Annotated in this window: 11 protein-coding genes; 10 read left to right on the top strand and 1 reads right to left on the bottom strand. The window is 62.4% G+C overall.

The window, feature by feature from the left end:
* Positions 1–48: 48 nt before the first annotated feature.
* The 5 genes from JNK74_21375 to JNK74_21395 all read left to right on the top strand — a co-directional run bounded on the left by JNK74_21375 (position 49) and on the right by JNK74_21395 (position 5,331).
* Positions 49–765: a pyridoxine 5'-phosphate synthase gene (locus tag JNK74_21375; protein MBL7648736.1), complete on the top strand. Its 717-nt coding sequence runs from the start codon at positions 49–51 to the stop codon at positions 763–765.
* A 380-nt stretch (positions 766–1,145) separates the two neighbouring features.
* Positions 1,146–2,513 (top strand): tRNA lysidine(34) synthetase TilS, encoded by a 1,368-nt coding sequence (gene tilS, locus JNK74_21380; protein MBL7648737.1) that lies wholly within the window; start codon positions 1,146–1,148, stop codon positions 2,511–2,513.
* A gap of 469 nt (positions 2,514–2,982) precedes the next feature.
* Positions 2,983–3,510 (top strand): hypoxanthine phosphoribosyltransferase, encoded by a 528-nt coding sequence (hpt, locus tag JNK74_21385; GenBank protein MBL7648738.1) that lies wholly within the window; start codon positions 2,983–2,985, stop codon positions 3,508–3,510.
* 155 nt (positions 3,511–3,665) lie between these two features.
* Positions 3,666–4,691 (top strand): type II secretion system F family protein, encoded by a 1,026-nt coding sequence (locus JNK74_21390; GenBank protein ID MBL7648739.1) that lies wholly within the window; start codon positions 3,666–3,668, stop codon positions 4,689–4,691.
* Positions 4,692–4,725: 34 nt separating this feature from the next.
* A complete protein-coding gene (locus JNK74_21395) occupies positions 4,726–5,331 on the top strand; it encodes a peptidyl-prolyl cis-trans isomerase (protein ID MBL7648740.1) in 606 nt (201 codons plus the stop codon).
* A gap of 69 nt (positions 5,332–5,400) precedes the next feature.
* Here JNK74_21395 and JNK74_21400 read toward each other — a convergent pair whose 3' ends face one another.
* Positions 5,401–5,568, bottom strand: coding sequence for a hypothetical protein (locus tag JNK74_21400; protein MBL7648741.1), 168 nt, complete (start codon positions 5,566–5,568; stop codon positions 5,401–5,403).
* A gap of 139 nt (positions 5,569–5,707) precedes the next feature.
* Between JNK74_21400 and JNK74_21405 the strand changes: the two genes are divergently transcribed.
* The 5 genes from JNK74_21405 to JNK74_21425 all read left to right on the top strand — a co-directional run bounded on the left by JNK74_21405 (position 5,708) and on the right by JNK74_21425 (position 13,765).
* The gene (locus JNK74_21405; GenBank protein MBL7648742.1) at positions 5,708–5,962 is read left to right on the top strand and encodes a (2Fe-2S)-binding protein; all 255 of its coding nucleotides are present in this window, start codon (positions 5,708–5,710) and stop codon (positions 5,960–5,962) included.
* Between the two features lie 220 nt (positions 5,963–6,182).
* Positions 6,183–10,028 (top strand): BACON domain-containing protein, encoded by a 3,846-nt coding sequence (locus JNK74_21410; protein MBL7648743.1) that lies wholly within the window; start codon positions 6,183–6,185, stop codon positions 10,026–10,028.
* 135 nt (positions 10,029–10,163) lie between these two features.
* The gene (locus JNK74_21415) at positions 10,164–10,964 is read left to right on the top strand and encodes a uracil-DNA glycosylase (GenBank protein ID MBL7648744.1); all 801 of its coding nucleotides are present in this window, start codon (positions 10,164–10,166) and stop codon (positions 10,962–10,964) included.
* Between the two features lie 22 nt (positions 10,965–10,986).
* Positions 10,987–12,372 carry a HAMP domain-containing histidine kinase gene (locus JNK74_21420; GenBank protein MBL7648745.1) on the top strand — a complete coding sequence of 462 codons (1,386 nt, stop codon included), beginning with the start codon at positions 10,987–10,989 and terminating at the stop codon, positions 12,370–12,372.
* Between the two features lie 22 nt (positions 12,373–12,394).
* Positions 12,395–13,765: a sigma-54-dependent Fis family transcriptional regulator gene (locus tag JNK74_21425; protein ID MBL7648746.1), complete on the top strand. Its 1,371-nt coding sequence runs from the start codon at positions 12,395–12,397 to the stop codon at positions 13,763–13,765.
* Positions 13,766–14,087: the final 322 nt, after the last annotated feature.

Here is a 14,087-nt window from a genome sequence, read left to right on the forward strand (position 1 = left end):
CCCTCCTGCAGATGACTGATAGGTAGCAGCAATAAAGGAGTGCCTCTCTTGATCGAACTCGGTGTCAATATTGACCATATCGCCACGCTCCGCGAGGCGCGCAAGGGCGTCGTTCCCAGTGTGCTGGAAGCGGCGGCCATTTGCGAGGCGGCCGGCGCGCATCAGATCACGGTCCATCTCCGGCAGGACCGGCGCCATATCCAGGATCACGATGTCCATGCCCTTGCCGAGTCGCTCACGACGCGCATGAATTTTGAAATGGCCGCGGTGGACGAGATCATCGCCATTGCCCACGAGGTGAGGCCCTACACCGTGTGCCTGGTGCCGGAAAGCCGGGAAGAAATCACGACCGAGGGCGGGCTGGATGTGTTCGCTCAGCAGGCCTGGCTCACGGAAGTGGTGGCGGGCATGCATGAACACGGTATTAAAGTGAGCCTTTTCATCGATCCCGAAATTCCCCAGATCGAGGCGAGTGCGGCCACGGGCGCGGACTTCGTGGAGTTGCATACGGGGGCCTACGCCAATGCGCGTGACGTGGCGAAAGAGATTCGCCGCCTCCAAGTATCGGCCGAGGCCATCGCCCAGACCAACCTGCGCTTCCATGCGGGGCACGGACTTACCGCGCGAAACCTGGCGCCCGTCGCGGCGCTGCCGGGCCTGCGCGAGGTGAATATCGGCCACGACATTGTGGCGCGCGCGCTGTTCATCGGGTTGGACGCCGCCGTGAAGGAAATATTGGAAGCGCTGAAGCCCGCGGGGATGTGAGGACGTGAGCAGGTTTTCGAGACGTTGGGACTGACGCGCGCAGGCGGACCTTCTCCGAGCGGAGTTTGCTAAAGTTGAACAGGACTTGGCGAAATCAACAGGCGCGCCAATGCGCGTGGCTGTCCCGTCGCAAGGGAAGTGCACGGGATGTGCCAACACTTACCCAGTCCGCAACACTGGCCCGGAATACGAGCCTTGTGATTTCAGCTAGTGCGCTCGGACCACGACGGGACAGCCACGGACCTTACAATCCGCCTCGCTCAAATACGGGCACTTTCAAATTAAGAGTGCTTCAGCTACCTTGGCACACGGGTCCGCGTCAGTCCCTGTGTGATTCCGTGAATGGTCAGTGATTTAAAGGTCATGCACCCGGAACGCCAATGACAACCCTGATCGACACCTTCAAGAAATCCATCGCCGCACTCAACCCCACAGGCGGTCCCGTGCTCGCCGCCGTGTCGGGCGGGGCCGATTCCGTGGCCCTCATGCACCTGTTCCATCGCGCAGCGGCGCCTTGCGCGGTCGCCTGTTTCGATCATCAGACGCGGCAGGGGGAAAGCGCCGAGGACGGGCGCTTCGTTGCAGCGGCCGCACAGGCGCTGGGGTTGAAGTTCTATCTGGGTGGCGACAACGTTGCGGCGCTTGCGGAGGCCTCGGGCGAGAGTTTTGAAATGGCCGCCCGTCGCGCGCGCTATGCTTTTCTCCTCGACACCGCGCGAGCGCAAGGCTACACGGCCATCGCCACTGGACATCACGCCGACGACCAGGCGGAAACGGTGCTGTTGCGCCTGCTTCGGGGGGCGAGTCCCGCCGGACTTGGCGGCATCCCGCCCCGGCGGGAGGAAGGCGGCATTCAGATTATCCGGCCGCTCCTCGACGTCACCCGCCGGGAGATTCGCGCCTGGCTGGAATCTGAGAGAATTTCCTGGCGCGAGGACGCCACCAACGCCGAAGTTGATGTCCTGCGCAACCGCGTCCGCCACGAATTGCTGCCGATTCTCGTGCGGGATTTCAACCCCGGTATTCAGGAGGCACTCAAGCGCCTGGCCACGCTGCAACGCCAGGACAGTGCGTTGCTCGACCGGCTTGCCGCAGCGGCACTGGATGAAACGGCGGACAAATCGGGCCGTCTCATCCGCGCCGTGTTTCGCACCCTCGATCCCGCCCTGCAATTTCGTTGTATGACGGACCAACTCCGTCGCGCCGCGGCCGAAGCGAACTTTGAAACGGTCAGTCGGGCCGTCGTGTTTGTCGCCGAGGGCCCCGCGGGCAAACAGATCGATCTGGGCAACGGTGTGGCACTCTACCTGAGCGCGGAGCATGCCGTTTTTGCCGCGCTGGCGATGGAAGAGCCGGTTGACGAAATCCACCTGACTATTCCCGGCGTCGCAATGGGCTTTGACAAGCGCTTCGAGGCGCGCCGACCGGACGCTCTGCCCCCTGGACCCCTCGCAGTTTATTGCCATGCCGGGCGCCAGATTTTTGATGGCGACGCCCTCGGGGATACTTTTGTCATCCGGCGGCGGAGTGCGGGGGACCGGTTTCGTCCGCTCGGCATGGAAGGTACCCGGAAGCTCAAGGATGTATTCAACGATCAGGGCCTGACGCGGCCCGAGCGGGATCGGCAGCTTGTGGTGGAGAGCAGCGGACGGATCGTGTGGATTCCGGGGCACACGGTGAGCCGGGATGCCGCGGTGACGGAGCACACCCGGCGCTATGTGGAGCTGTGCGTCGAGATTCGGGCATAGTGCCGGCGTCTCCCTGCGAGTTCAGGGGTGGTAAAGGAGATTGACCACGGAGGGGCTCAGGGCAGACGTTGGCCGCAACCAAGAGAGTTGAACCTAAAATTTGCGCAAATTCTCGCAAATTGAATTTGAAGAAAACGAAAGAGATTTGAAGCGCGAATGGACGCGAATTTACAGTTACCCTGAACGAATACGCATGGGCCATCCTTTCAACGCATTGAACGCGTTCGTTTCCTTGTCCTTCCGTTTTCAATCCTCTTCTGTTGACCACGGAAGGACACGGAATTTCACGGACGCTTCTCGCGCGGTGGTCGCGTCGCCAACTCCAGGGCAGCAAATTGTCTGCGAGTCTACTGGACGAGAGGTAGTATCGAAAGAACACGCGCTTGTGGCTAATTGTCGGACGCGACCTATGGTATGGATGGTCACCAATAGCGGAATACACAATCGCAACGAAGCACGGAAGTTTCTCATGGACTTGAAATTGAGCGAGACGCCCCTGATAGACAGTGACCGCCTCTGTGCCCGAATCGGGGAGTTGGCGGAGGAGATGAACCGGCATTACGGGGATGCGTCCCTGCTGGTGCTGGTGGTGTTGAAGGGGGCGGTGCCGTTCAGCGTGGATCTGCTGCGCCAATTGAAGATGCCGGTGGAGGTGGACTATATCCGTGCAAAAAGCTACGCGGGCACGGAGCGCGGGGGCGAGGTGGTTTTCTCCCACCTGCCGGAGGAGCCTATCCACGGGCGGCGGGTCCTGATCCTGGAGGATATTCTGGATACGGGGCACACGGTGGAGCGAATCCTGGAGGTGGTGCGGGCGCAGCATCCGGAATCGGTCGACCTGGCGGTGCTCCTGGACAAGCCCTCGCGGCGTCTTCGACCGGTGGACGCCGATTTTACCGGATTTGTGATCGACGACCATTTTGTAGTGGGCTATGGGCTCGACTTCAACGAGCGATTCAGGGAGCTGGGGGCCATCCATACACTGGGCGCGGGGTGAGCCAGCGTTGAGGCGGGGGCATTGTGGCTGATTGGCGACCTTTCCCCGAGTCTGTTACAATGCCCGTCCCAGTAGAGAGAGAGCGGCCACTGCGGCGCGTGCCGGCGGTGATGCTTCTCCCTTTCTTGTGACACCAACCAAGGACCGGGTCTGCCATGGGCCTAATGACCGCCGAGATATCCGCCAAACATCTGGTGCCGCTGTGCCGCCAGATGGCCACCAGCTATGATGCGGGACTCCCCATCATTCGCACGCTGGAAATGATGTCGGACAACGCGAAGGATTCCCGCGCCAAGCAGGTTTTTCGCGCCATGGCGGAAGATGCGAAGCAGGGCGCCACGCTGGGCGAGGCGGCGCGCCGCCAGAAGAAGTACCTGCCGAAGTTCTTTATTGAGTTGCTTCACTCGGGCGAGCTGGGCGGGCGGCTCGATGTGATGCTGCACGACCTGGCGAGCTACTACGAAGATCGTCTGGCCATGCAGCGGAAAATCGTGGGCGCGCTGGTGTACCCGGCGATCCAGCTTGGCGCGGCCTGGTATCTGGGCACCTTCTCCCTGGGGCTCATCGGGCGCATGAATCTCAACTCGGCCGAGCCGTTCAATCTTGGCGACTACTTCAACCAGTACTTCCTGTTTCAGGGGTTTGCCACGGGCACCTTCGCGCTGGCGATCATTGCGACGATAGTGCTGTCGCGACTGGGCCTGATCAACTGGAGCTGGGGCCTGATTCTGAACTATATCTGGCCGCTGAACACGGTAAACAGGAAATTCGGTCTGGCCCGCTTTTTTCGGAGTTTCTCACTGCTCGTTGGCAGCGGCATGAATATCCAATCCTGTATTGCGAATGCGGCAGCGATTTCGGGCAATCCCTGGATCGAGAAAGACCTGAAAAAGGCGATTCCCATGGTTGCCGCGGGCCACAGCCTCGTGGAGTCCTTTGCGGGCTGCAAGAGCCTGACCCCGCTGGCGCGGGAAATGCTGGAAGTCGGGGAGCGCTCGGGCAATCTGGAAGTGAGCCTGCGCAAGGTGTCCGACTACCACCTCGAAGAGGGACGCCATGCCGTGGGCATCGCCACGAAGATTCTGGGCGTGCTGATCGTACTCGGGGTGGGTGCCGTGGTCGGCTATATTGTTATCTCTTTTTACACCGGTTTGTTCCATCTTGGCGACGGTATTATCTAAACATTCATCCGCACTTAATTGGAGGAAAAGCAGTATGGCCCAAGTGAACGACGAGAATATCAACGAGCCGAAGGATTTTGCCCCCTATCTCTGGTGGGGCATTCTGGTCGTGGTGCTCATCATGGTCGGCCTGATCCTGGCCATGGGCAAGCGCACGCCGGGCCGTTCGGAAGTTCGGGCGAAGCATATCCTGGTGAAATTCGATCAGGGCGACCCGGCGGACCGCTCCCGGGCGTTGCAGCTTATTCAGGAGATCCGCGGCCGGATTGAGAAGGGCGAGAGCTTCGAGAAGCTTGCCAAGGAATATTCGAACGACCCCGCCAGCGCCACCCGTGGCGGCGACATGGGCCCCATGGCCAAAGGACAGTACCAGGAACAGTTCGAGAATTATGTCTGGTCGGCTCCCCTGAATGAACTGAGCAACGTCGTGCAGACGAGCTACGGTTACCATCTCATTGTGGTGACCGAGCGCCATGTATCCGCCGGCGACGCTTATGAGCTGGAACTCGAACGGCGCGTCACCGAAGTGGGCAACGGAGGGGACTCGGCCACGCCGCCGCCGGCTCCCCCGGAGGGGATCGCCGCTCCCCCGGCCGCGCCTGAAGCCGCCCCGGCTCCGGCGGCCGCACCCGCAAATTAAGGGGCGAACAAGGCATTATCCGACCGGCACGCCGACATTCGGTTGGCGTGCCGGTCGTTTTTTTCAGGCTCAGTCGGGGGTTTTCGCGTAGAACGCGGAGAGATTCTGGATGACGGTCGGGCCGTTGGTCCAGGAACTGAAGAAGATGGTCAGAAAAGTAAGGATGGCCGATTCCAGGGGGGTGGTTACGCCCTGGGCCACCTGGGGGCGGCGGCTGATGGATTTGAGATGGTTCATAGTGAAGCTCCTGTGTGGCGCGTGGGCCGAATTCGATCATTCCAGACCTGATTTTAGCCGTTGCGATGGGGTACAATCCATCCGCCCGTGGCGCATTCCGGCCTGGGCGTAACAAAGCAACGAGGATCCGGGTAGTATCATGGCACGCATAACGATTGATGGAAAGTACAGGGATTTGGAGGCGGGGGAGCCCATTCTGGCGGCGTGCGAAGAACTGGGGGTGCCCTTCGGCTGCCAGGCCGGAAGTTGCGGCACCTGCGTGATCATCGTGGAATCGGGATTGGAAAATCTTCACGAACCGAACCATCTCGAAGAGGACCTGGGATTGCGTACCAACGAGCGACTGGCCTGTCAGGCCCGGATCCGATCGGGCGAAGTGGTCGCGAGCTGGTAATAGTGCGTATTTCCCACGTGACGCCGTGAAATTGTATGCCATGGCGGGAACCTTTAGAATATCCGGGGGGATGAAACCCTTACGGGCATTTTCATGCCTCAACATCAGCGTCGCACCCCCGGTGTGACCTTGTAACCGACGAGCCCCAGCAGGCGCCCCCGGGCGTCCGCCCCGGCTCCTCCCAGCCACAACAGGCCAGCCTTTTGAAGGGATGTTTTTCATGGGACCTGTCAACGCACTTCAACCACTCCGCGCGGCCCTGCGCACCCTCACTCTGCCGATGTTTGCGGCCACGCTCATCGCCCCGCCGGCGCCGGCGCAACCGGCGGATTTTGATTTTGGTGACGGGCGCCATGGGTCCTTTACGGTGCCCGCGGGCGAGACCACGATCCAGGATCTCTGGGCGCAGGTGCGCACGGCGTCGGATCTGCTGGCCTACGATCCCGAGCATGGGGACCAGGTGCCTCAACTGGAGAACTTGACGATTTCCTCGGGCGGCACCCTCACGGTGAGCCCCTACACGGGCAACGCCAGCGGTGCGGTGGACCCGACGCAGGGGGGAGTGCTTCGGCTGAAGGTGCGGGGCACGTTGACGATTCAAAACGGCGGCGCGATCTCGGCGACGGGCCGGGGCTATCGTGGCGGCACGCTGGAAGGCGGCAGTCCCGGCTTCATCGGCCAGCAGGGCGATAGTTGGGGCAACACGGGTGCGATCAGCAGCGCGGCCAATCGAGGTGGTGGTGGCGGCGGCTTCGGCGAGATCAACGGGAATGCGAATCCGGGCAGCGGCGGCGGCGGCGGTCACCGCGAGGCGGGCGCGCGCGGCGCGACGGGCCAGGGCACGCAGACGGGCGGTCTGGGCGGCGAAGCCTTTGACACGGTGGCTACGGCGGCAGGCCAGGGCTTTCGCGACACCTATCTTTTCCCGCGTTTCGGCAGCGGCGGCGGTCGCGGCGGCCAGACATCGAACTTTGCGAACATAGGCGCCTACGGCGGTAATGGCGGCGGTGTGATTATCATCGAAGCGGAGCGGATTGTAAATAACGGTACGATTTCCGCCGATGGCGCCGTGGGCGGATCGGATCTTTCGGGCGGCGGCGGCGGCGCGGGTGGCAGCATCCTGATCCAGACCCTGTCCGAGTCAAACGGCACGGTGACGGTGGCCGGCGGCGCGGGCGGCGTGGGCACGGTGCTGGGGAACGTCGGCGGCACGGGCGCCTCGGGCATCCTGCTCTGGGATGGCCGCTACGCGCTGGAGACGGAAGTGGTGGGCGAGGGCGTGATCGAGTTGACCCCGGCGGGCGGGCGCTACGATGACAACACGGTAGTCTCCGCCGAAGCGATCGCGGACGAGGGCTGGATGTTTGCCGGCTGGTCCGGCGACCTTTCGGGGACGGACAATCCGGACGACGTGACCATGACGGGGGATCGTTCGATCACCGCGACCTTTGTGGAGCTGCCCACGCTGACGGTGGAGCCCGAGCAGCGCGACGTGAGCCCCTTTGGCGGCGATCTAAGCTTCGGCGTCACCGTGGCGGGCGGCACGGAGGACATTCACTGGACCACCACCGTCACGGATGGTGCGGAGTTTCTTTCAATCGCCAGTGGCGCCACCGGCACGAACGACGGGACGATCACGGTGACGGCGGCGCCAAACGCGCAGGAAAACCCGCGAATCGGGCGGCTGCTGGTGTCCTCCGAGGATGTGGGCAGCGACCCGGTGGTCATCACAATCACCCAGGGACCGTCGACACCCATGTTGTCGGTGACGCCGGCGGAGCAAACCGCGCTGGCTGAAGGGGAAGAACTGGTGATCCAGGTGCTCAACACGGGCACCGGCACCTTCGACTGGACGGCGGCGATTCTCGCGGGTCACAGCTATGCCTCCATTACCTCGGCGGCCACGGGTACGAACGACGGCACCTTTGTGGTCAGTGTGGCCCCGAATCTTACGCCCCTGCAGCGCACCATTCGCATCTCTGTATCCGCGCCGGGCGCTTTTGGTTCACCGGAAGAGGTGACGATCACGCAGTTGGCCGGTGTGCCCCTGCTCCAGGTTTCGCCCACGAGCCAATTGATTGGATCGGCTGCGGGCACGGCGTCGCTGAACGTCTCCAATGGCGGCAGCGGATCTCTGGGCTGGACGGCGGCGGTGATCGAGGGGGCGGGCTTTGCGACGATTACCAGTGGATCCAGCGGGGTGAACGCGGGCCAGGTAACGGTGGCCTTCCTGGGCAACGTGTCGATGAGCAACCGAACGGCGAAGATCCGGGTTGAAACGCCAGATGCCGCGAATTCGCCCATTGACGTGACCATAATCCAGACGGCGCAGGAGGCGGTGCTTCAGGTCTCGCCGGAATCTCAATCGATTGGCTCCAGTGCGGGCAGCGCGAGTTTCCAGGTGCTGAACGCGGGTTCGGGCACGATGAACTGGACCGCGGCGGTAGTCTCCGGCGCGAACTTCGTGAGTATATCCACCGGCATCTCGGGCACGAATGAAGGTGCGGTTGTGGTGGCGGCGACGGCGAATACCACGGGCCAGGAGCGGAGTGCGACGATCCGGATCAGTGCGCCGGGCGCGGCCAACAGCCCCACCGACGTAACGCTCACCCAGGCGGCGAGCGCGCCGGTGCTGCGCATCGCACCCACGGAGCAGTCCGTTGGCGCGGGCGGCGGCAACATCAGCATCACCGTGGAGAATGGCGGAACGGGTACGTTGAACTGGACGGCCTCGGTCGCCACGGGCGCGGAATTCCTGTCGCTTACACCGCCATCGAACGGTGTGGAAGACGGGGTGGTTCAGGTTGCGGTGGCCGCGAATATTTCGGGCCGCTCGCGCACGGGCACGATCCGGGTGGAAGGCACGGGTGCGACATCGAGCCCGCAGACGGCGACGATCATACAGTTGGGCTGCACGCCCCTTGACCCGCCGGCCAATCTGGCGGCGAGCGACGGCACGTCCCCCGATGGCGTGGATTTGATCTGGAGCGCGGTGCCCGGCGCGTCGGGCTACGAAATCTTCCGCAGCCCGGAGAGCGATCGCGATCACTTCGAACTGCTGGCCACGACGACGGAGCCGCGCTATACGGACACGGCGACGGAGAAGCCCACCTACGAGCTGATTCGCGAGGGCTGCTTCAATCCCGGCGAGTTCGATATCGACTACACCCTTTATTACTATGAAGTGCGCGCGGTGAACCCCTGCGGCGCGAGTACGAGCAGCAACCGCACCACAGGCTACCGCGGACTGCCCCGGGACGACGACGACGACGGCGGCACGGATGGCGGCGAGGGTGAAGGAGAAGACCCCACCGATACCGCGACGAAGGCGCTGACGGAGGAGACACCCGTGGGGCAGGCAAGCCGTGTGGCGCTACTCCTGGCGAATGACGGCGGAATCGATCCGTCCACGATCGTGCTGAATGTCAACGGTGTGGTGGCCGACCTCGCGGACTACTTCTGGCGCCCGGCGGCGGAGGGCGACGATAGCCTCGGCTGGGTGGTCTACACGGGCGTGAGCGATTGGGTCGACGGAGCGCCCTATGTACTGGAGGCCGGCGCGCGCGCCCTGGACGGCACGGTGCTCTCCGCGAGCGAGACCTTCGTGCGCGATTCCAGCGATGCAAATGTGGCGCTGGATGGGGTTCGGGTCGTGCCGTATATTCCAGAGGGTGAAGATACGGGCCTCTTCATGGAAGGGCTGGGCGTGGTCTTCCTGGCGACGCCGGTGGAGGTGTACGACGTGCCGGAGCGGATCACCATACCGGTGCCGGACTATGCGCGCGGCGCATCGCTGACGCTCTACTACCTGGAAAGCGAAGCAGACGGCCCCGTCTGGTACCCGGCGGATCAGGTACGCGGACTGCTGGCGGCGCCCCCCGCGCTCTCGGAAGACGGCGCGAGCGTGGAGGCGTGGCTGAACCATGGCGGCACGCTGCGCCTCGGCTATGTACCCGAGCGGGACACACCGGCGTCGATACCGGTGAACTACGGCACGGTGTTGTTGCTCGCGGGCACGGCGCTGACGCTGTGGGCAACCGGGTTCAAGCGGCGGGAAGCCCGCTGAAGTCAGGGATTGCCGACAGGACGGATTTGACGGATAGGACAGATTTAAGAAATCAGTCGTATCCGACTTATCCGTCCTGTTTTTTTCGCCCCGCGACGCCGGAGTGCTATCATACGCTTTTCAGGAGCACTTTAAATGACCCCCGCCGAGCTTTATCAGGCAGCGATAGACGATACCCTGGCCTTGTTGCGCGCCCTGCCGCCTTCACCGGGCAAGACCGTGCCTTTGTCGCCCGAAGTGGCCGAACTGCTTTCCCGCGCCGCGGCCACTCCTGCGGAGCAAGTCGCTCTTTCGGTGGATGAGGAACCCGTCGCGAGGGTCCAGGCTCCCCCCGCCGCCGCGCCAGCGCTGGATTCCGGGGATGTGGCGGATGCGCTATCGGCGCTGGCCGCGGTTGTGCGGGGTTGCGAGAAATGCGCCCTGTGCAAGACCCGCACGCAGACGGTCTTCGGCGTGGGCAATATTCAGGCCGATCTGGTATTCGTGGGCGAAGCGCCGGGGGCGGATGAAGACGCTCAGGGCGAGCCCTTCGTGGGCAAGGCGGGCCAGTTGCTGACCGACATCATTGTGAAGGGCATGAAGATGAAGCGGGAGGACGTATATATCTGCAACGTCCTCAAGTGCCGCCCGCCGAACAACCGAAATCCGAATCCGGAAGAAATGTCGCTCTGCGAGCCGTATCTGATCCGGCAGTTGTCGCTGATCCGGCCCAAGGTCATCTGTGCGCTGGGCGGCGTGGCCTCCAAGTGCCTCCTTCAGACCGAGGCGTCGGTGGGGCAGTTGCGCGGGCGCTGGCACAACTACCAGGGCATTCCCCTGCGCGTCACTTATCACCCGGCCTATCTCCTCCGCACACCCTCCGACAAGGGCAAGACGTGGGAGGACATTCAGGAAGTGATGAAGGTGCTCAGCGGCGAAGTCATTCCGGACGTATAAGGCTATGGAGCTACCCGCGGTCATGAGCAAGACCTCCACGGCGCGACACGGGCGGTCACCGGTGAAGTGGCGTCATTCCATGTACTTTCGGGTGCTGGTGCTTTGTTGCGTGCTGCTGCTCTGTCTTTTCACCTCGATTTTCATCATTGTGCGGCACACCATCAGCGAGGCGATCCGAGAAGTGGAATCGGAGTCCCAGGCGATCCGCAAGGAAGTGCTCGACATGTTTGAAGGAGACGCCTCGCTCACCAGCGATCAGATCGAGGCGGCCATCATGAACGAGCGGGAAGACGCGGAGATCTTGATCGAGCCGCTGCCCGGCCCTATTCCGGAGTTGCGGACTTCGATCCAGTACCAGCCCGACGGCACGGTGCTCCGCGTGGTCCATGTGCCGCTGGAGCGTCTGGACATGCTGATGACGATCCACTACAGCACCCAGGCGTCCGTGGAGGTGCTTCGGGCGTTCAAGAACCGCTATATCCTCCTGGTGACTTTTGTGTTTATCGTCACCCTGTGGATCATGATCTACACGATCCACCGGACGTTGCGGCCGCTGATGGATCTCTCCGACACCTGCGCGGCCATCACGGAGGGCAATCTCCAGACCGTGAAGATTGCCCGCTCCTCCGGCGAAGTGCAGTTGCTCGAATCCAAGTTCAACGACATGGTGGAGTCGCTCCGCGAGAAGGAAGTGATGGAGGTGAAACTGCGCCAGGCCCAGCGTCTTTCGGCCCTGGGCAACCTGGCGGCGGGGGTGGCGCACGATGTGCGCAACCCGCTGAACGCGATCAAGCTGTTGTCGAGCCACGCCATCGACTCCATGGGGGGCGATGGGGCCACGCCCGGCGTGAAGCCTTTGATGACCATCCGCGATGAAGTGGATCGCCTGGAAGAGATCGTTTCGGGGTTTCTTTCGCTGGCGAAGGAGCGCGCGCTGGAGCCGGAGCCCACGAGCGTGGACGCCGTGCTGGAGGAGTGTGTGCGCCTTTTCCAAAAGGACGCGGAAGAGCGCGGGGTGGAGCTGATCAGCGAATTGAAAGCGGGCGGCACTCTCCTGCTGTTGGACGGTAAGCAATGGTCGCGGGCGGTGCTGAATGTGCTGCTGAACGCGCTGGAGGCCTGCAAGCCCGGCGGGCATGTGCGCCTCAGTTCCGCCATCCGCAACGACGCGTGCCAGATCCTGGTGGAAGACGACGGCCCCGGTTTGCCGGACAGCGTGATCGAGCAGGTTTTCGATCCGTATTACACGACGAAGCCGGGCGGCACGGGCCTGGGCCTGTCCATCACGCGGGGGATCGTGGAGGAGCATGGCGGCACCATCGAGTTGAGCAGCCGGGACGGTCAGGGCTGCCGCGTTTCGATCACCGTACCGTTGAAGCAAAAGATCTCCCGCGCCAGGGCGCACTGAGCGGGCAACGATAGGAGTATCCATGGCACAGTCCATCCTCATCACCGAAGACGACCGCGTTCAGCGGGAGATTATCGGCGACATTCTTTCTCAATCGGGCTACGAGGTAACCGCAAGCGAGTCTGCGGAGAAGACGCTGGACATACTCAAAGAGCAGGGTTTCGAGTTGCTCCTGACGGACATGCGGATGCCGGGACTCGACGGCCTGGAATTGCTGCGCCGCGCGAAACGGCTGCGCCCGGAGCTGGAGGTGGTGGTGATGACGGCCCACGCGACCATCCGCACGGCGGTGACGGCGATGAAGGAAGGGGCAATCGACTATCTGGAGAAGCCCTTCGACAAGGACACGCTCCTCCACGTGATCAACCGAGCCTTGGAGCGCACCAGCCTTCAGAAAGAGAACCGGCAACTTCGTGAGCTTGTTACCCGGAGCGTTTCGCTGGGCAGCATCATTGGCGAAAGCCCCGCGATGCAGGCGGTGTTTGAGCGCACGGCGAAGGCGGCCCGGGTGAACAGCACGGTGCTGATCCTGGGCGAATCGGGCACGGGCAAGGAAATGATCGCCCGCCACATTCACTTCGAGGGCAGCCGCCAGAAGAAGCCCTTTGTGGTGGTGAATTGCGCGGCCATCCCCGACAATCTTGTGGAGTCCGAGTTGTTCGGCCACGAAAAGGGCGCATTTACCGGCGCCGATGCGAGCCGGCCCGGCAAGTTTGAGGACGCCAACACGGGGACGCTTTTTCTCGACGAAATCGGCGATATGCATTTGGAGTCTCAGGCCAAGCTGTTGCGGGTGCTGCAGGACGGCGTGGTGGAGCGGGTCGGCAGCAGCAAGACGCGCCAGGTGGATGTGCGCGTGATTGCGGCGACCAATCGAGATTTGCGCGAGCGCGTGGAGCGGGGCGAGTTTCGTGAGGATCTCTATTTCAGGCTCGAAGTGCTGCCGGTTTATCTTCCGCCGCTCCGCGAGCGTATCGAGGATCTGCCGCTGCTGATCAAGCACTTCCGCGAGAAATTGAGCGCGAAGATCGGAATCGAAGCGCCGCAGGTGGGCCCCGAAGTGGTGGACGCCTTCCGCCGCTATCGCTGGCCGGGCAACGTGCGGGAGCTGGAGCATACGTTGGAGCAGTTGTTTATTCTCGCGAACGACGACGTAATCACAGCGAAGGATCTGCCCGAAAAGTTTCACCACGTTCCGGTGCCTGTGGGCGAAGTGGGGCTGCCGCCCGGTGGCCTGTCGCTCGAAGAGCTGGAGCAAGATCTCATCCGCCAGGCGTTGGAGCGCAGCGGCGGGCGGATCAAAGAGGCGGCGGAGTTGCTCGGTCTGACGTACAAGACCCTGCAGTATCGACTGAAGAAGCACGAGATTGATCGGAAGGCGGCGGAGAACTGAGGCAGATCAGGGGCAGCGAACACAATTTTCCTTTTGAGCTGATTTCAAGTAAACGAGTAGTACTTGTAGTCCCTCGTCGGGAAATTTTCTCTTAATCACTTTGAATCGTCAATTCGATCTGCCACGGTCCTGGCAATTGCATCGATTGACTATATACACCATTTCTGGTATAGTTGGCCTTGGATAACGGCGAAGCGGAACACGCCACAATCCAAAAGGGTTCAATTGTGAAAGATATTAGCTTTGGGTGCAGTTTTAATACTACCGCTCAAGCGGCGTGCTGTAGGGCCAAGTATTCTTTCCAAAAGAGGTCCCATCGATT

Source organism: Candidatus Hydrogenedentota bacterium, from assembly GCA_016791475.1.
Taxonomy (GTDB): domain Bacteria; phylum Hydrogenedentota; class Hydrogenedentia; order Hydrogenedentales; family JAEUWI01; genus JAEUWI01.